This is a genomic window from Streptomyces cinnamoneus (assembly GCF_014650495.1).
Classification (GTDB): domain Bacteria; phylum Actinomycetota; class Actinomycetes; order Streptomycetales; family Streptomycetaceae; genus Streptomyces; species Streptomyces cinnamoneus.
Genome location: NZ_BMVB01000028.1, coordinates 43,938 through 61,992 on the forward strand (window position 1 = coordinate 43,938; position 18,055 = coordinate 61,992).

The 18,055-nt window shown below is 73.5% G+C and carries 16 protein-coding genes and 1 other RNA gene; 15 read left to right on the top strand and 2 right to left on the bottom strand.

Annotated elements, in window-relative coordinates:
- Window positions 1-86: 86 nt before the first annotated feature.
- The 4 genes from IE182_RS27635 (at window position 87) to IE182_RS27650 (ending at window position 5,896) form a co-directional block, all read left to right on the top strand.
- A complete protein-coding gene (locus tag IE182_RS27635) occupies window positions 87-1,874 on the top strand; it encodes a serine/threonine-protein kinase (protein WP_190112681.1) in 1,788 nt (595 codons plus the stop codon).
- Between the two features lie 192 nt (window positions 1,875-2,066).
- Window positions 2,067-3,422 (top strand): serine/threonine-protein kinase, encoded by a 1,356-nt coding sequence (locus tag IE182_RS27640; protein ID WP_190112682.1) that lies wholly within the window; start codon window positions 2,067-2,069, stop codon window positions 3,420-3,422.
- Window positions 3,423-3,499: 77 nt separating this feature from the next.
- Window positions 3,500-4,615: a peptide chain release factor 2 gene (gene prfB, locus IE182_RS27645; protein ID WP_190112683.1), complete on the top strand. Its 1,116-nt coding sequence runs from the start codon at window positions 3,500-3,502 to the stop codon at window positions 4,613-4,615.
- Between the two features lie 261 nt (window positions 4,616-4,876).
- On the top strand, window positions 4,877-5,896 hold the full coding sequence (locus tag IE182_RS27650) for a hypothetical protein (protein ID WP_190112684.1): 1,020 nt from the start codon (window positions 4,877-4,879) through the stop codon (window positions 5,894-5,896).
- Between the two features lie 123 nt (window positions 5,897-6,019).
- Here IE182_RS27650 and IE182_RS27655 read toward each other — a convergent pair whose 3' ends face one another.
- On the bottom strand, window positions 6,020-6,214 hold the full coding sequence (locus IE182_RS27655; RefSeq protein WP_190112685.1) for a hypothetical protein: 195 nt from the start codon (window positions 6,212-6,214) through the stop codon (window positions 6,020-6,022).
- A gap of 275 nt (window positions 6,215-6,489) precedes the next feature.
- Between IE182_RS27655 and ftsE the strand changes: the two genes are divergently transcribed.
- The 6 genes from ftsE to IE182_RS27685 all read left to right on the top strand — a co-directional run bounded on the left by ftsE (window position 6,490) and on the right by IE182_RS27685 (window position 11,877).
- Entirely contained in the window at window positions 6,490-7,179 is a 690-nt protein-coding gene (gene ftsE, locus IE182_RS27660) for a cell division ATP-binding protein FtsE (RefSeq protein ID WP_190112686.1), read from the top strand.
- Window positions 7,180-7,206: 27 nt separating this feature from the next.
- On the top strand, window positions 7,207-8,118 hold the full coding sequence (gene ftsX / locus IE182_RS27665; protein ID WP_190112687.1) for a permease-like cell division protein FtsX: 912 nt from the start codon (window positions 7,207-7,209) through the stop codon (window positions 8,116-8,118).
- A gap of 78 nt (window positions 8,119-8,196) precedes the next feature.
- A complete protein-coding gene (locus tag IE182_RS27670; RefSeq protein WP_190112688.1) occupies window positions 8,197-9,417 on the top strand; it encodes a S41 family peptidase in 1,221 nt (406 codons plus the stop codon).
- 18 nt (window positions 9,418-9,435) lie between these two features.
- On the top strand, window positions 9,436-9,939 hold the full coding sequence (gene smpB, locus IE182_RS27675) for an SsrA-binding protein SmpB (protein ID WP_190112689.1): 504 nt from the start codon (window positions 9,436-9,438) through the stop codon (window positions 9,937-9,939).
- A gap of 100 nt (window positions 9,940-10,039) precedes the next feature.
- Window positions 10,040-10,409: a transfer-messenger RNA gene (gene ssrA / locus IE182_RS27680) on the top strand.
- Window positions 10,410-10,650: 241 nt separating this feature from the next.
- A complete protein-coding gene (locus IE182_RS27685; RefSeq protein ID WP_190112690.1) occupies window positions 10,651-11,877 on the top strand; it encodes a hypothetical protein in 1,227 nt (408 codons plus the stop codon).
- A gap of 16 nt (window positions 11,878-11,893) precedes the next feature.
- Here the strand turns inward: IE182_RS27685 and IE182_RS27690 are convergent, their stop codons facing one another.
- A complete protein-coding gene (locus IE182_RS27690) occupies window positions 11,894-12,046 on the bottom strand; it encodes a hypothetical protein (RefSeq protein ID WP_190112691.1) in 153 nt (50 codons plus the stop codon).
- A gap of 63 nt (window positions 12,047-12,109) precedes the next feature.
- On the opposite strand from IE182_RS27690, the gene IE182_RS27695 reads away from it, so the two are divergent.
- From IE182_RS27695 to IE182_RS27715, 5 genes are all read left to right on the top strand, one after another.
- Complete coding sequence (locus IE182_RS27695; RefSeq protein WP_190112692.1) at window positions 12,110-13,072, top strand: LysR family transcriptional regulator; 963 nt, start codon at window positions 12,110-12,112, stop codon at window positions 13,070-13,072.
- 127 nt (window positions 13,073-13,199) lie between these two features.
- The gene (locus IE182_RS27700) at window positions 13,200-13,784 is read left to right on the top strand and encodes a CGNR zinc finger domain-containing protein (RefSeq protein WP_190112693.1); all 585 of its coding nucleotides are present in this window, start codon (window positions 13,200-13,202) and stop codon (window positions 13,782-13,784) included.
- 103 nt (window positions 13,785-13,887) lie between these two features.
- Window positions 13,888-14,427, top strand: coding sequence for a sigma-70 family RNA polymerase sigma factor (locus IE182_RS27705; RefSeq protein ID WP_190112694.1), 540 nt, complete (start codon window positions 13,888-13,890; stop codon window positions 14,425-14,427).
- Window positions 14,424-15,152, top strand: coding sequence for a zf-HC2 domain-containing protein (locus IE182_RS27710; RefSeq protein ID WP_190112695.1), 729 nt, complete (start codon window positions 14,424-14,426; stop codon window positions 15,150-15,152). The genes IE182_RS27705 and IE182_RS27710 overlap by 4 nt, the downstream gene beginning before the upstream one ends.
- 126 nt (window positions 15,153-15,278) lie before the next feature.
- Window positions 15,279-17,615 carry a HelD family protein gene (locus IE182_RS27715; protein ID WP_373303624.1) on the top strand — a complete coding sequence of 779 codons (2,337 nt, stop codon included), beginning with the start codon at window positions 15,279-15,281 and terminating at the stop codon, window positions 17,613-17,615.
- Window positions 17,616-18,055 lie beyond the last annotated feature (440 nt).

Consider the following 18,055-nt stretch of genomic DNA (forward strand, 5'->3'; position numbering starts at 1 on the left):
CGAGGCGGCACTACAGTGGGCAGAAGGCGAAAGCCGGATCAGCAAGGACCGGACACAGCTCGGATCACGACCAGGGAGCGCATGACGTGCGGCCGGTAGGCAGCAAGTACCTGCTAGAAGAGCCGCTCGGACGCGGAGCCACCGGCACCGTCTGGCGGGCCCGTCAGCGCGAGACGGCCGGCGCCGAGGCGGCGGTGGCCGGACAGCCGGGCGAGACGCTGGCGATCAAGGTCCTCAAGGAGGAGCTCGCCAACGACGCCGACGTCGTGATGCGCTTCCTGCGCGAGCGCTCCGTCCTGCTCCGGCTCACCCACCCCAACATCGTCCGCACCCGCGACCTCGTCGTCGAGGGCGACCTGCTCGCCCTGGTCATGGACCTGGTCGACGGCCCGGACCTGCACCGCTACCTCCGGGACAACGGCCCCTTCACGCCCGTGGCGGCCGCCCTGCTCACCGCGCAGATCGCCGACGCGCTCGCCGCCAGCCACGCCGACGGCATCGTCCACCGCGACCTGAAGCCCGCCAACGTCCTGCTGAAGAACGACGGCGGCCAGATGCACCCGATGCTGACCGACTTCGGCATCGCGCGCCTGGCCGACTCGCCCGGCCTGACCCGGACCCACGAGTTCGTCGGCACCCCGGCCTACGTCGCGCCCGAGTCCGCCGAGGGCCGCCCGCAGACCTCCGCCGTCGACGTCTACGGCGCCGGCATCCTGCTCTACGAGCTGGTCACCGGCCGCCCGCCGTTCGCCGGCGCGACGGCGCTGGAGGTGCTCCACCAGCACCTGAGCGCCGAGCCGCGCCGCCCCACCACCGTCCCCGAGCCGCTGTGGACGGTCATCGAGCGCTGCCTGAGCAAGCGGCCCGAGGAGCGCCCCAGCGCCGAGAACCTCGCCCGCGCCCTGCGCGTGGTCGCCGCCGGCGTCGGGGTGCACGCCTCCCCGGCCCAGGCCGAGGCCGCCCTGGGCGTCGCCGCACTGCTCGCGCCCGACCCCGAGCCCACGTCCGTCCCGGGCACGGGCCTGGGCGCGGCACCCGGGGCCGGCGACGCCGAGGCCACCCAGGTGCTGCCGCCCGCCGCCCCCGGTGCGTACGACCCGAACGCCGCGACGAGCGTGATGCGCAGCACCGGCCACGGCACCGGTCCCTCCGCGGAGCCCACCCAGGTGCTGCCCGCGGGTTCCGGCCCGCAGGGCGGGGACCCCACGCGCGTCATGCCGCCGGTCCCGCCGGGTCCCCCGCAGCAGCAGCCGCAGCAGGGCGACAGCCCGCACCCGTGGCAGACCCAGATGCGCGCGGCCCGCGACCGCAACGAGCAGACGCAGTACCTCGACCCGGGCGAGGACCCGCTGCGCCGCCGCCCCGTGCGCCGCGCCGCACCCCAGCAGCAGCCCCCGCGGCCGCCGCAGGGCGGGCAGCAGTACCCCCAGCAGCAGTACCCCCCGCAGCAGTACGGGCAGCAGCAGTCGTACGCACCGCAGCAGCAGCAGCAGCAGCAGCCGCAGCCGCAGCAGTACGCGCCGCGCCCGCCGCAGCGGCAGCAGCCCCGCTACCAGACGCCGCAGGCGCCCCAGCCGCCCCAGGCCCAGGCGCAGCGGTACGCCCCGCCGCCCGCGCCCGAGCCCCCCGCGCCGCCGCGCCGCGAGCCGCGCCCGCCGCGGCAGCGCAGCGCGAACCCCATGCGGATCCCGGGCCTGGGCTGCCTCAAGGGCTGCCTGTTCATGATCGTGGTCCTGGTCGTGGGCTCCTGGCTGATCTGGGAGTTCACCCCGCTCAAGGACTGGGTCGCCGACGGCAAGAGCTTCTGGGACGCCACCTGGGACTGGGTCACCGACGCCAAGGACTGGGTCTCCGACCTGGTCTCCTCCAAGTAGCCGGACCGTAGCCGGACGCCGAGCGCAGAGCCCGTCGGAACCTCCCGGGGTAGTCGATATGTCGACACCCGACGGGTGTTTTCTGCCTCAGAAGTAATGGTTGGCACCGAATCGGTGTCCCCAACCTTCCTCCGGCCGCGTAGCTTGGTCGCCAGCGAGCCTGTCGGATGACGGAGGAGTCGGGGAACAGTCTTGGCACGGAAGATCGGCAGCCGGTACACCGCCCACCAGGTCCTGGGCCGCGGCAGCGCCGGGACGGTGTGGCTCGGCGACGGCCCCGAGGGCCCGGTCGCCATCAAGCTCCTGCGCGAGGACCTCGCTTCCGACCAGGAGCTCGTCGGCCGCTTCGTGCAGGAGCGCGCGGCCCTCCTCGGTCTCGACCACCCCCACGTGGTGGGCGTCCGCGACCTCGTCGTCGACGGCGCCGACCTCGCCCTGGTCATGGACCTCATCCGCGGCACGGACCTGCGGACCCGCCTCGACCGCGAGCGCCGCCTCGCGCCCGAGGCGGCCGTCGCGATAGTCGCCGACGTCGCGGACGGCCTCGCCGCCGCGCACGCCGCCGGCATCATCCACCGGGACGTCAAGCCCGAGAACGTCCTCCTCGACATGCAGGGCCCCCTCGGGCCCGGCGGGGCGCACCCCGCGCTGCTCACGGACTTCGGCATCGCCCGGCTCGTCGACTTCCCGCGCCCGGCCCGCGAGCGCACCGGCGACGGCCCCGGCGGCCGCCCCGCCGGCCAGCGCAGCGTCATCGGCACCCCCGACTACCTCGCCCCCGAGATCATCGAGGGCCTCCCGCCGCGCGCCTCCGTCGATGTCTATGCCCTGGCCACCGTCCTGTACGAGCTGCTGGCCGGCTTCACGCCCTTCGGCGGCGGCCACCCGGGCGCGGTGCTGCGCCGGCACGTCACCGAGACCGTGGCCCCGCTGCCCGGCATCCCCGACGAGCTGTGGCAGCTCGTCGTCCAGTGCCTGGCGAAGGCGCCCGCCTCCCGGCTGCGCGCCTCCGAGCTCGCGGCACGGCTGCGCGAGCTGCTGCCCGGCCTGGCCGGGATCCCGCCGCTCGACATCGACGAGCCCGAGGAGCCGGGCGGGGCCGGTGCGGAGCGCGAGGGGGCCTACGAGGGCGGGTCCGCCCCGCCCGCCGCCCCCGAGCCGCGCCGCCGCGGCGTGGTGCCGCTCGTACCGGGCGCCGTCCCCGACTCCAGCCGCGACACGCACACGAGCATGCGGGTGCCGGGCCCGGAGGAGCTCGCGGGCGGGGCGCACGGCACGGCCCGTGCCCCGCGGCCGGCGGGGCAGCGCCGGGCCGGCTCGGCGCGGCACCGCTCCGCGGCGGAGGTGCGGCGGCGCCGCATCCGGCTCGGCGCGGCGGCGGTGGCGCTGGCGGCGGCCGCGGGCGTGGGCGGCTGGTTCGCGACGGGAGGCGGCACGGACGCGGGCGACGCGAAGCCGGGCGGGAAGCAGCCGGGCGTCCACCGCACCGAGCCGTCCCGGACCCCCGGCCACGGCCCGGCCCAGGGCTCGGTGGAGCCCCTGCGGTAGAGGCGGCGGGCGGTGCGCGGGGCTTCGATCACGGCCCTTCGGACCGGGTTGCCCCGCGCAGCCGTTAGGCTGGGTGCGTGGCAGTCGTTGATGTATCCGAAGAGCTGAAGTCCCTCTCCTCGACCATGGGGTCGATCGAGGCCGTTCTGGACCTCGACAGGATGAGGGCCGACATCGCCGTGCTCGAGGAGCAGGCGGCCGCCCCGTCCCTGTGGGACGACCCGGACGCGGCGCAGAAGATCACCAGCCAGCTGTCGCACCTCCAGGCGGAGCTGCGCAAGGCCGAGGCGCTGCGCGGCCGCATCGACGACCTCGGGGTGCTCTTCGAGCTCGCCGAGGCCGAGGACGACGCGGACACCCTCGCCGAGGCCGAGGCCGAGCTGGGCTCCGTCCGCAAGGCGCTGGACGAGATGGAGGTCCGCACCCTCCTCTCCGGCGAGTACGACGCCCGTGAGGCCCTCGTCAACATCCGCGCCGAGGCCGGCGGCGTCGACGCCTCCGACTTCGCCGAGCGCCTCCAGCGCATGTACCTGCGCTGGGCCGAGCGCCACGGCTACAAGACCGAGATCTACGAGACCTCGTACGCCGAAGAGGCCGGCATCAAGTCGACCACCTTCGTCGTCAACGCGCCGTACGCCTACGGCACGCTCTCCGTCGAGCAGGGCACGCACCGCCTGGTGCGCATCTCGCCCTTCGACAACCAGGGCCGTCGCCAGACGTCCTTCGCGGGCGTCGAGGTCCTGCCCGTCGTGGAGCAGTCCGACCACGTCGAGATCGACGAGACCGAGCTGCGCGTCGACGTGTACCGCGCCTCCGGCCCCGGCGGCCAGGGCGTCAACACGACCGACTCCGCGGTCCGCATCACGCACATCCCCACCGGCATCGTCGTCTCCTGCCAGAACGAGCGCTCGCAGATCCAGAACAAGGCGAGCGCCATGAACGTCCTCCAGGCCAAGCTCCTTGAGCGCCGCCGTCAGGAGGAGCAGGCGAAGATGGACGCGCTCAAGGGCGACGGCGGCAACTCCTGGGGCAACCAGATGCGTTCGTACGTCCTGCACCCCTACCAGATGGTCAAGGACCTCCGCACCGAGCACGAGGTGGGCAACCCGCAGTCCGTGCTCGACGGCGAGATCGACGGCTTCCTGGAGGCCGGCATCCGCTGGCGCAAGCAGCAGGAGCAGCAGGAGAAGTAGCCCTCCTCCTCGAACGTCCTCGAAACAAGCCCGAACAACCCCTCGCATAGCCGGACATCACGCCCGTAACTTCCTTGACGCTGCCCGGAAAACTGGGAAGGCTGGCGTGCGGCATGCGTATCACTGGGGCACGAGTGGCGGGGGGCGAGCGTCCCGGCCTGTACGAGGTGTACGGCCGGTTCGGTCACGCCGCCCCCGAAGCGCCACCGCCCTGTGCATAGCTGCTCATTGACGAGATCAGCTACTGGGGGTAGCAGGCATATGACGAACAAGACGCGGCTGCGCGTGGCGCGCATAGCGGCCGGCGCAATGATCGCCGCGGGTGCTTCGCTGACGGCCGCCGGCGCGGCCTCGGCCGCCGGTGTCGACGTCGGCATCGGGGACAAGGTCAGCGTGGACGTCCGCACCGCGGACGGCACCGACCCGACGACCGGCCCGACCGAGATCCCGCAGCCCACGACGCCCGGTGGCACCACCGGCGGCGGCACGACGGGCGGCTCCACGACGGGCGGTTCCACCACGGGCGGCGGCACCGGCAGTGGTGGCACCACCACGGGCGGTGGCACCACGGGCGGTGAGACCACCGGCGGCGGTACGACCGGTGGCGGGACGACCGGCGGTGGCACCACCGGCGGCGGTACGACCGGTGGCGGCACCACGGGCGGTGGCACGACCGGCGGTGGGACCACCGGTGGGGAGACCACGGGCGGTGGCACCACGGGTGGTGGCACGACCGGCGGTGGTACGACCGGTGGTGGCACCACGGGCGGTAGTACGACCGGTGGGGAGACCACGGGTGGTGGCACGACCGGAGGCTCCACCACGGGTGGTGGCACGACCGGCGGCGGTACGACCGGCGGTGGCACCACGGGCGGTGGCACGACCGGCGGCGGCTCCACCGGCGGCAGCACCACGGGCGGCGGCTCCACGGGCGGCGGCTCCACCGGCGGCGACCACGGCACCTCCGGCGGCGGCTCGACCGGTGGCGGCACCCACGACGGCTCCGCCACCGGCGGCACGGGCGGCAGCGGCAGCACCGGCGACGACGCCCGTACCTGCCCGGTCGACACCGATGGCAACTGCAACACCAGCCCCGACAGCGGCGGCTCGCAGCCCGTCCAGCAGGGCAAGGCCAAGGAGGAGCTGGCCCAGACCGGCGAGCTCGCGCAGACCGGTGCCGGTCAGACCGCCTTCCTCGTGGCCGGTGCCGCGACGATGATCGCCGGCGGCATCGGCTTCCGCATGCTGCCGCGCCTGATCAACCGCAGCACCGCCGCCTGACGGCGTTAGGCACAGCACGAACGAGGCCCGGGGCGCTCCTGCACCCCGGGCCTCGTCCGTCCTGCCGTCGTATGTCCGTACCGCCGTCTGCGCGGCCACGGCCCGCAGACGCGGCTGCCGCCGCTATCCCGCCAGGCCGCGGACCAGCACCATCACCGCGACAAGAGCCACGAGCAGCACGATCAGCGCCGCAGGCGTCAGCCCGGCGAAGATGCCTTCCTGATGCTGCAGCCTCTCGCGGCTCGCCCGGCACACCGGACACCTGCCCTCGCTGACGGGGGCCGCGCAGTGGGCGCACACCAGTCGGTCGCATGTCATGCGATGTCCTCCTCCGGTACGTCCAACGCGCGGGGGCAGCGTGCGGTTCCCCTTACCACTGTGCCAGCTTTCCCGCCGTTCGGCGCGCGGGGTCCCGCACACCATGCCATAGGAGTCGATTCTCCAGGATTTGTCCCCGAACCCGGTGGCGCCAAGGGCGTCAACACGGGATGCCGACTGCGCGTACACGGACGGTTCGGTATGGTCACGCACACCGACGGACGCCGTGAACGCGGCGTTCCGTGCCGCTCTCCAGGCCGACACGTGGTGCACTCGTGATCCGATTCGACAACGTCTCCAAGTCCTACCCCAAGCAGAACCGTCCCGCCCTCCGGGACGTCTCGCTTGAGATCGAGAAAGGCGAGTTCGTCTTCCTCGTCGGTTCCTCGGGTTCCGGAAAGTCGACGTTCTTGCGGCTGCTGCTGCGCGAGGAGCGGGCCAGTCACGGTCAGGTCCATGTGCTCGGCAAGGACCTCGCCCGGATCTCCAACTGGAAAGTGCCGCAGATGCGCCGCCAGTTGGGCACGGTCTTCCAGGACTTCCGGCTGCTGCCGAACAAGACCGTCGCCCAGAACGTGGCCTTCGCCCTGGAGGTCATCGGCAAGCCGCGCGGGGAGATCCGCAAGGCCGTCCCCCAGGTCCTGGAGCTGGTCGGCCTCGGCGGCAAGGAGGAGCGCATGCCCGGTGAGCTCTCCGGCGGTGAGCAGCAGCGCGTCGCGATCGCCCGTGCGTTCGTCAACCGTCCTCTGCTGCTGATCGCCGACGAGCCGACCGGCAACCTGGACCCGCAGACCTCCGTCGGCATCATGAAGCTGCTCGACCGGATCAACCGGACCGGCACCACGGTCATCATGGCCACTCACGACCAGCAGATCGTCGACCAGATGCGCAAGCGCGTCATCGAACTCGAACAGGGCCGTCTCGTGCGCGACCAGTCGCGCGGCGTCTACGGCTACCAGCACTGAACCGCCTGAAGGCACTGAAAGGACGCCATGCGCGCCCAGTTCGTCCTGTCGGAGATCGGCGTCGGTCTCCGCCGCAATCTCACGATGACCTTCGCGGTGATCGTCTCCGTCGCCCTGTCGCTCGCCCTCTTCGGCGGCTCGCTGCTCATGCGCGAGCAGGTCAGCACGATGAAGGGCTACTGGTACGACAAGGTCAACGTCTCGATCTTCCTCTGCAACAAGATCGACGCCGAGTCGGACCCCGCCTGCGCCAAGGGCGTGGCCACCGACGAGCAGAAGAAGCAGATCAAGGCCGACCTGCAGAAGATGCCGGTCGTCCAGAGCGTCCAGTTCGAGACGGCCGACGAGGCGTACAAGCACTACAAGGAGCAGTTCGGCAAGTCGCCGATCGCCGGTTCCCTCACCCCGGACCAGATGCAGGAGTCCTTCCGGGTCAAGCTGAAGGACCCCTCCAAGTACGCCGTCATCTCCAGCGCCTTCTCCCAGCGTCCCGGCGTGCAGGTGGTGCAGGACCAGAAGACCTTGCTGGAGAACCTCTTCAACCTCCTCAACGGGATGAACTACGCGGCACTCGGCGTGATGGCCCTGATGCTGGTGGTGGCCCTGATGCTGATCGTCAACACGGTCCGCGTCTCCGCCTTCAGCCGCCGCCGCGAGACGGGGATCATGCGCCTGGTCGGCGCGTCCAGCTTCTACATCCAGATCCCCTTCATCATGGAGGCCGCCTTCGCCGGCCTGCTCGGCGCGGGCTTCGCCTGCGTCCTGCTCGTCGGCGGGCAGTACTTCCTGGTGAACAACTGGCTGGCCCACCACATCGACGTCATCCAGTTCATCGGCTGGGACGCGGTGCTGGCCAAGCTGCCCCTGGTGCTCGCCATCGGCCTGCTGATGCCCGCGCTGGCCGCCTTCGCGGCCCTGCGCAAGTACCTCAAGGTCTGACGGACACCGAAGAAGCGCCCAGGGCGCCGTGCGGTCAACTGACCGTGCGGCGCCCTTCGGTGTCCTAGACTCACGCGCATGCCCGGCCCGACGATGTTCGTTCCGCCGCGCCGCACCCGCCGCGGGGCCGTTCTGACATTGGTCTTCGCGGGTGTGCTGGCGGCCGGTGCCGCCACGGGCTCCTGGGGCGAGGAGGGGCAGGACGGCCGGAATCCGGCCGTGGACCGCACCCCGCCGCGCACCGCCGCCCGGGCCGTCGACCGCAACGCCCTGGAGGCCGCGGCCGCGGAGGCGGCCGAGGACGGCAAGTCCGGCTCCGAGGCGGCCGCCGAGGTCATCGACCGCAGCGGTGACGCCTGGAGCGCCGTCTACAGCCCCCGCGAGTACGAGGGCTTCGCGCTCGCCCTCGACGGCGCCTACGTGGGCGTCGGCCTGACCACCCGCCGCACCGGCGGCGGCCGCATGGAGGTCGACGCCGTGCGCCCCGGCGGCCCCGCCGAGCGGGCCGGGGTCCGGCCCGGCGACCGGATCCGCACCATCGACGCGGTCGACGTCACCGGGCGCCCGGTCACCGACGTCGTCTCCCTGCTGCGCGGCGACGGCCGCTCCCTGTCCGCCTGGCCCGCCGCCACGCCCGGCACGCCCGTACGCCTCGGCCTCCAGCGCGGCGGGCGGCGCTGGGAGCGGACGCTGCTGCGGGCGCGGCTGGCCACCGAGAACGTCGAGGCCGTCCGGCTGGCCGGGGGCGGGCCCGGCACGGCACCGGCCACCCTGATCAAGATCGGCTCGTTCACCAAGGGCACCGGCGACCGCGTCCGGGAGGCCGTGCGGGCGGCCGCGCCCGGCGAGGGCGTCCTGCTGGACCTGCGCGGCAACCCCGGCGGCCTGCTCACCGAGGCCGTCACCGCCGCCTCCGCCTTCCTCGACGGCGGCCTCGTCGCCACCTACGACGTCCACGGGCGGCCGCGCGTCCTGGAGGCCGGACGGGGCGGGGACACCCGGCGGCCGCTGGTCGTCCTCGTCGACGGCGGCACCATGAGCGCCGCGGAGCTGCTGACGGGCGCCCTGCAGGACCGCGGCCGGGCCGTCGTCGTCGGCTCCCGCACCTTCGGCAAGGGGTCCGTGCAGATGCCCAGCCGGCTCGCGGAGGGCTCGGTCGCCGAGCTCACCGTCGGCCACTACCGCACCCCCGCGGGCCGGTCGGTCGACGGCACCGGCATCGTGCCCGATCTGGTGGTGCGCGACGACGCCGAGCAACGGGCCCGCACAGTATTGGGTGGCCTCGGGGGTGGGTCGTAGTGCGAGAATGGCCGGGCTATGGCTAAGAAAGAGACGACGGGTCGCAAACTGGTCGCGCAGAACAAGAAGGCGCGCCACGATTACCACATTCTGGACACCTACGAGTGCGGCATGGTGCTCACCGGCACCGAGGTGAAGTCGCTGCGCCAGGGTCGTTCCTCGCTGGTGGACGGCTTCGTCCAGATCGACGGCGGCGAGGCATGGCTGCACAACGCCCACATCCCCGAGTACGCCCAGGGCACGTGGACGAACCACAGCGCGCGCCGCAAGCGCAAGCTGCTGATGCACCGGGCGGAGATCGACAAGCTCGACTCGAAGTCGCAGGAGACGGGGCACACCATCGTGCCGCTCGCCATCTACTTCAAGGAAGGCCGGGCCAAGGTCGAGATCGCTCTGGCCAAGGGCAAGAAGGAGTACGACAAGCGGCAGACGCTGCGCGAGAAGCAGGACACGCGCGAGTCGAACCGGGCGATCGCGGCCGCCCGCAGGCGCCAGCAGGCCCAGCGGGCCCAGCGGGGCTAGACCCTCCCGGGAATTCGCTGGCACCGTCGTGCGTTGGTCACGTACGATGGGCGCATCGCACACCGGCTGGTAACCGGTGCGCAGCTTGAAAACACAACATGGGGATGATCGGTTTCGACAGCGGATGTCGAAGCAGGGGAAGCGTGTCGAGGAAGCGGCAATGATCTCGTAAACCATATGTCGCAACCAATAATCGCCAACACCAAGCGCGATTCCTTCGCCCTCGCTGCCTAAGTAGCGACTTGCGAAGTGTCAGCCCGGGGCTGTTCCCGACCCGGATCCTGGCATCAGCTAGGGAACTAAACCACTAGGCCCGGCCACGGGGCCTGGTGGGAAATCAAACAGTGGCTGAGCCCGTCGGAGACTTGTTCGCGTGATCTCCGGGGCCGAGAAAATCGCAGCGAACTGCACACGGAGAAGCCCTGATTCTGCACCGTTGGACGCGGGTTCGATTCCCGCCATCTCCACGGGCAGACGGGCGGACTGCGCTCGCAACGAGCGCGAGCACAGTCCGCCCGTCCCATTTCTGGGGGCATGACCCCCAGGCCCCCTCATCCCATGTGAGGCGAAGGCCCCACCGCCCCGGCGGTGGGGCCTTCGTCGTATCCGTACGCGTCGTGCCCGTCGCATCCGTCCCCTTCCGGCCCGTCCGGCGGGCAACCGATGGGCCGGGGGCGGCCTCTTACAGAGCGACCTAGGGGGGGTGGCCGGGTGCACTGGACACGGACAGCGGTCGTCGTCGTGGCAGGGACGGGTGCGGTGTGGGCGGGCGGAGCCCCGTCCGCCGTCGCGGACGGCCCCGGCGACGGCTCCCACGAGGTGCACCTGCTGGTCAACGGGGCTTTCGGCAACCGCCCCGGAGAGCTGATCGACATCGAGGTGCAGGGCGTGCGCGACCGCGGCGCCGTCACCGTCACCTCGCCCGTCTTCCGCCACCGGGTGCGCCTCACCCCGGACGGGCCGGGCGGGCGGGCCCACCACGCGCGGCCGGCCGTCGCCATGACCGTCAGGCCCGGCACGTATCCCCTGACCGTCCACGCCGGCGGCCGGGTCGTCGCCGAGGACCGGGTGGAGGTGCGGGCCCCGCGGCCGGCCGAGTTCCGGGCCGGCGCCCCCGACGACGTGCTGCGGCCGGGGGAGCGGGTCGGGCTCTCCTTCGACGATCTGCGGCCCGGGGCGACCGGCGACGTCTTCACCGCCGCCTCCCCGGCCTTCCGGTCGAAGGTCCGGCTCACCCACGACCCGGCGGGCTCGCACTGGAACAACCCCCGGATGTTCACCGCGCTCGTCGCCCTGCCGCCGGACGTCAAGGACGGCACCTACAAGGTCACCCTCACCGCCTCCGACGGCCGGCCGGTGCAGGAGCGGCCGCTCGTGGTGCGCGCCGCCCGGCCCGGCGACAGCGACTACGTCGGCAGGGTGCGCGGTCCGGCCTTCTTCGCCGGGCAGGGCCGCCCCGAGGCGGCCCGCGCGCACGGCCACAAGGTCGCGGCCGGCGGGAAGGTCAACGTCCTGTGGCGGGACTCCTCGCCCGACCCGGGGGAGGAAGAGCGGCTCACCGCGACCTCCCCGGCCTTCGAGCGGCCCGTGCCGCTCCGGCGCGACGTCAGCAAGGCGGGCGACGGCGACGCCCCGCGCTACTACGGGCCCGCACGGGTCCGGTCCGGGCTCGCGGCCGGGCGATATCCCGTCACGGTGATCAGCCACCACGGGCGGGTGAAGCGGACGGCCCACCTCGTCGTCACCGGCACCGCCACCGCGTCCTCCGCGTCCTCCAGATCCTCTTCGGCGCCCTCCACGTCACCGGTCTCCTCGGCGTCCGGCGGCCCGGACCGCACGATGCTGATCGCGGCCGGCGGCGCGGGGCTCGCAGCGGCCACGGCCGCCGCCGCGGCGACGGCGGCAGTGCTGCGCCGCCGGGCCCGCCGCAACGGCTGAGCGACAGCAGGGAGGGTCACCGCGCCGCGTCGGCGGAGGCGGCCGTTCGCTTGTTGAGCCAGCCGAAGAAGGCGGCGAAGACGGCGGCCAGGGCCGCGCCGACGGCGACCATGGCCGCGGCGGAGAAGCGGCGGATCAGTCCGCCGGCGGGCGTGAAGACCTGCAGCATCAGGATGGACGCCGCCCTGGACGCCGCCGTCCGACCGCACCGCCGTGCTGTTGACTGCCGTCCATGCCCCACGACATGGACCCGCGCCTGCTGCGCGCCTTCGCCGCCGTCGCCGAGGAACTGCACTTCACCCGGGCGGCAATGCGGCTCTACGTCGCACAGCAGGCCCTCAGCCGTGACATACGCCGGCTCGAACAGCGCCTGGGCGCCGAGCTGTTCGTCCGGACGACCCGCAAGGTGACCCTCACGGCGGAGGGCGCACGGCTGCTGCCGTACGTGCGGCGGGTGCTCGCCGCCCACGACGAACTGGCGGCGGCCTGCGCGGGCGGCGACCGGCCGCTGCTCGTGGACGTCGGCGGCGGACCCGTGACCACCGGCCGCCGCGTCCTTGCGGCGGCCCGCCGCGCGGCACCCGACGTGGAGCTCGTCTCCCGCGGCCACAGCGGCCTCACGGGGGCCGCCGCCGCCCTCGCCGAGGGGCGCCTCGACGTCTCCTTCGGCCGCCTCGACGGCGTCCCGGCCGGCCTGCGCGCGGGCCTGTGCCACCAGCCCGTACGGCTGGAGCGGATGGCCGTCCTCCTGCGGGACGACCATCCGCTGGCCGCCCGCGCGGAGGTGCCGCTGGCCGCGCTGCGCGGCGAGACGCTGTACGCGGCCGCCGGGAACCCCGCCACCGCGGAGTGGACGGACCTGGCCGAGCGGCTCTTCGAGGGGCGGGGCATCGCCGTCGCCGAGCCGTTCCCGGAGATCGAGGGCGAGGAGGAGTTCGTCCGGGTCGTGCGCAAACGGGGCTGGTCGGTGCTGGCGAGCGAGGAGTTCGTCTCCGTGCCCGGCATGGTGCTGCGCCCGCTGACCGGCCCGGTGCCGCTGTCGCCGGTGGCGATGGTGTGGCGCCGCGGCCTGCACCACCCCGGACTGGACGCGCTGCGGACCGCGGCGCGTGCGCTGGCGGCCGCCCGCGGCTGGCTGGAGCGGCCGGCGGGGGCGTGGCTGCCGGCGGGGGACGCGGCACTGATGGGGTGCTGAGGAACGGCCGCCGCGGGCCCGGCACTGGTTCCTTGGGGGCACCTTGGCCGTGTGGGACTTCCGGGCTCCCGGCCGGGCGGGCACCCTGGGCCGGGGGGAGCCACACCGACGGGAAAGGTGCACGCGCATGGCAGCGGCCTCCTACGATCTGCGGTTCGACTCCGGGCGGCTCTGCCTCGACCTGGTCGCCACCGCCGAACCGGCCGAACGGCTCGACGGGCCCCGGCGGTTACGGGCCTGGCTGACAGGGGCCGGGCTCGTGCCCCCGGGCACGCCGCTCGACGCCGTCGACACCGGCTGGCTCGGCCGCTTCCAGGCCGCCCGCGACCTGCTGCACCGCGTCGTCCACGCCGAGGTCGCCGGCCGCGCCGCCGACCCCGACCTGGAGCGGCTCAACGCCCTCGCCGCCACCGCCCCGCCCGCCCCACGGGCCGTCCGGGGCACCGACGGCCGGCTGGTGCGCAGCCTCGCCGGCCCGCCCGACTGCGGGGAGCTGCTCGGGCAGATCGCCCGCGACGCGGTGGACCTGCTGACCGACCCCGTCGCCCGCGGCCGGCTGCGCCAGTGCGAGGGCGAGAGCTGCTCGCTCGTCTACCTCGACACCTCGCGGGGCCGCCGCCGGCGCTGGTGCTCCAGCGAGGTGTGCGGCAACCGCGAGCGCGTGGCCCGCCATCGCCGGCGCACCGTGGGCGGGCAGGCGCTGAAGGGCTGATCCGCCCGGCGGTGAACGCCGCGCCCGCCGCATCCGTACCCCCGCCCGTAGCCCCGGAGCACCGGGACCGGATCGATCCGCGCTATCGACCCAGGGGGAAGGCGTGCGCAAGGATGCCGTCGTGGCGGACAGGACGAGCGGGGACGAGGACCTGATGCGGTCGCTCTACGCGGAGCACGCCGGTCCGCTGCTCGCCTTCGTCCTCCGCCTGGTGGCGGGCGACCGCCAGCGCGCGGAGGACGTCGTCCAGGAGACGCTGCTGCGCGCCTGGCGCAACGCCGACCGGCTGCGCGGCAGCGCCGGTTCCGTACGGCCCTGGCTGGTGACGGTCGCCCGGCGCATCGTCATCGACAACCACCGCAGCCGGCAGGCCCGGCCCCCCGAGGTCGACCCGGGGCCGCTGGAGATGCTGCCCGCCGCGGACGAGATCGACCGGGCGCTGCGCCTGATGACCATCTCCGACGCGCTGGGCGACCTCTCCGATGCCCACCGGGAGGCGCTGATCGAGACCTACTTCAAAGGACGTACGGTGAACGAGGCGGCCGCGGAGCTGGGCGTGCCGGCCGGGACCGTCCGGTCCCGCGTCTTCTACGCGCTGCGCTCCCTGAAGCTCTCGCTCGAAGAACGAGGAGTGACGGCATGAACCGGCCGGCACCGGACCAGGAGCACACCGCCGTCGGCGCGTACGCGCTCGGTGCCCTCGACGACGCCGACGCCGCCCGTTTCGAGGAGCACCTCGCCGGCTGCGCCCGCTGCGCGGCCGAGCTCGACGACCTCATGGGACTGCCCCCGCTCCTCGACGAGCTCAAGGAGTCGGCGCCGGACCCGGCCTCCCTCTCCCCGCGGCCCGAGCTGCTGGACCGGCTGCTCGACGACGTCACCGTCACGCGCCGGGCGCAGCGCAGCCGCAGGCTCTGGCTGGTGGCCGCCGCCGTCGCGCTGATCGTCGCCGGGCCGCTGGTGGGCGCCGCCCTCACCGCACAGGACGACCCCGGCCACAGCAGTGTGAGCGCCGCCAAGGAGATGTACGAGGACGGGGAGAAGAAGGGGACGGTGGACCCGGTCACCAAGGTCGACGCGACGGTGTCCCTGCAGAGCAAGCCCTGGGGCACGCACGTCGCCCTGCGACTGGCCCACGTCAAAGGCCCGCTGACCTGCGATCTCGTGGCCGTCGGCAGGGACGGCCGGGAGCAGACGGTCACCACGTGGGCGGTCCCGGCGGCCGGCTACGGGCTGGCGGACGCCGCCACCGCCTGGGCCAGGGAGCCGCTGTACACGCACGGCGGCGCGGCCTTCGACCGGAGCGACATCGCCCGGTTCGAGGTCCGCACGCTCGACGGCGAGCGGCTCGCGACGGTCCCCCTGTGACGCCCCGCGGGCGATCCGTCAACAGGTGACACTCGTGGCAAACCCCTCATGTCCTGACAGGTGCGCTCAGTACCCCTGTTCGCGTACGGTTGACGGCTGCCCTACGCACAGCAGAAGGGGGCCTGGGTGGCCGCGCAGAACGCCACAGACGCGCAGGTGGCGACAGGACCGGCGACGGAGTCCGACGGGGTCCGCGACCGCGAGATCGGTGCCGAACAGCACCATCTGGACCGGGTGTACCGGCGTCTTGAGGAGAAGATCCACGAGGCCGAGTTCCTCATGGACGACGCCGCCAAGCGCGGCCAGGTCGGTACGCCCGGCGCACTGGCCGAGCGGGACGCCCAGGTGTTCCGCGCCGGGGTGCACCTCAACCGGCTGAACAACGAGTTCGAGGACTTCCTCTTCGGCCGCATCGACCTGCTCCTGGGCAAGGACGGCAAGAAGGGGCCCGACGGCGCCTACACCTCCGTCGAGCCCGCCGACGACGCGGTGCGCGACGACCGCGCCGAGATCGCCGAGACGCTGCACATCGGCCGCATCGGCGTGCTCGACGCCGACTACTCCCCGCTCGTCATCGACTGGCGGGCGCCGGCCGCCGCGCCGTTCTACCGCGCGACCCCGGTCGCGCCCGGCCGGGTCGTCCGCCGCCGCGTCATCCGCTCCAAGGGCCGCCGCGTCCTCGGCGTCGAGGACGACCTGCTGCGCCCGGAGCTGGTCACCACGCTGGACGGGGCCGCGCTCCCCGTCGTCGGCGACGGCGCGCTGATGGCCGCCCTCGGCCAGGCCCGCAGCCACACGATGCGCGACATCGTCTCCTCCATCCAGGCCGAGCAGGACCTGGTCATCCGGGCCCCCGCCGCCTCCGTCACCGAGGTCGAGGGCGGCCCGGGCACCGGCAAGACGGCCGTGGCCCTGCACCGCGCCGCCTACCTCCTCTACCAGGACCGCCGGCGCTACGCGGGCGGCATCCTCGTCGTCTCGCCGACGCCGCTGCTCGTCGCCTACACCGAGGGTGTGCTGCCCTCGCTCGGCGAGGAGGGCCAGGTCGCCATCCGTGCGGTCGGCAACCTGGTGGACGGTGCCGAGGCCGACACCTACGACGAGCCGGCCGTTGCCCGCATAAAGGGCTCCTCCCGCATGCTCAAGGTGCTCCGCAAGGCGGTGCGCGGAGCGCTGGAGGTGCCGGTGGCCGGCGCGGAGGTGCCCGAGCGGCTGCGCGTGGTCGCCTTCGGCGCCCGCGTCGAGCTGGAGGCCGAGGAGCTGCGCCGCATCCGCAACGCCGCCCTCGGCGGCACCGCGCCCGTCAACCTGCTGCGGCCCCGCGCCCGCCGCCTGATCCTCGACGCCCTGTGGTCCAGGGCCGGCGGTCCCAAGCGCTACACCGACCCCGAGCTCGCCGCCGAGGCCCGCTCGGCGTTCGACGAGGACATCACCACCGAGGACTCCTTCCTCTCCTTCCTCGACGCCTGGTGGCCCGAGCTCACCCCGCGCCGGGTGCTGGCCTGCCTGGCCGACGAGAAGCGGCTGGGCCGTTGGTCGCGCCGGGTGCTCAACCCCCGCGAAGTGCGCCAGCTGGCCCGCTCGCTGCGCCGCCTGGACGTCGCCGGCCGGGGCCCGCTGTCGGTGCACGACGTGGCGCTGCTGGACGAGCTGGAGACGCTGCTGGGCGTTCCGTTCCGGCCCAAGCAGCCGCGCGAGCTCGATCCGCTCGACCAGCTCACCGGGCTGGAGGAGCTGATGCCCCAGCGGTCGGAGTCGCGCCGCGAGCGTGCCGAGCGGCTGGCCCTGGAGCGCCGCGACTACGCGCACGTCATCGTCGACGAGGCACAGGACCTGACGCCCATGCAGTGGCGGATGGTCGGCCGCCGCGGCCGCCACGCCACGTGGACGATCGTCGGCGACCCGGCCCAGTCCTCCTGGTCGGACCCCGACGAGGCCGGCGCCGCCCGGGACGAGGCACTGGGCACCCGCCCGCGCCGCCGCTTCCAGCTGACCGTCAACTACCGCAACCCCGCCGAGATCGCCGAGCTGGCGGCGAAGGTACTGGCCCTGGCGATGCCGGGCATGGAGTCGCCGCGTGCGGTGCGCTCCACCGGCGTCGTGCCCCGCTTCACCGTGGCGGGCGACGACCTGGGCGCGGCCGTGCGGGCGGAGGCGCTGCACCTGCTGGCCGACGTCGACGGCACGGTCGGCGTGGTCGTCCCCATGGGCCGCCGCGCGGAGGCCCGCGAGTGGCTGGCGGGGCTGAGCGGTCGTGTGGTGGTGCTGGGCAGCCTGGAGGCGAAGGGGCTGGAGTACGACGCGACGGTCGTGGTCTCGCCCGCCGAGATCGCCGACGAGTCCCCGGCCGGCCTGCGCGTGCTCTACGTGGCCCTCACCCGTGCCACACAGCGGCTGACGGTGCTCTCGGGCGAGCGGGACGACCCGGACGCGTACGGGGTGCCGGACCTGCTGCGGGACTGACGGCTGCGCCGTTCAGACGTTCCCCAAGCGGAACGCGCCCTACCGGAATGACTTCCGGGACCGGTTTGTTAGCCTGGGTACGGCACCGGCTCGATCCAAGCCCCCGGGCCCAACCTTAGTCGCTTCGAGCGACCACTTGCCGCGAGGCGAGCATGGCGGGTCGGTGCCACCTCGATGTCCTGACGGGCGTCCTTCCTGACCGGAAGGGCGCCCGTCGGCATTTGGTCCTCTCGTGTTCCGGAAGATTTCTTCCGGAATGAGGGCTTGGTTACCTCCTACTCGCCGGTAGGTGGGACCATCGGATGTCTCGCGTCTCCGTGACGCGCGCCACGAGCGAAACAAGCGAAAGCAGAGGAAAGCGGCCATGGCAACGGCGCCTAGCGTCTCGTACTCGATGACGGTCCGACTGGAGGTCCCTGCGGGTGGGACGGCCGTCAGCC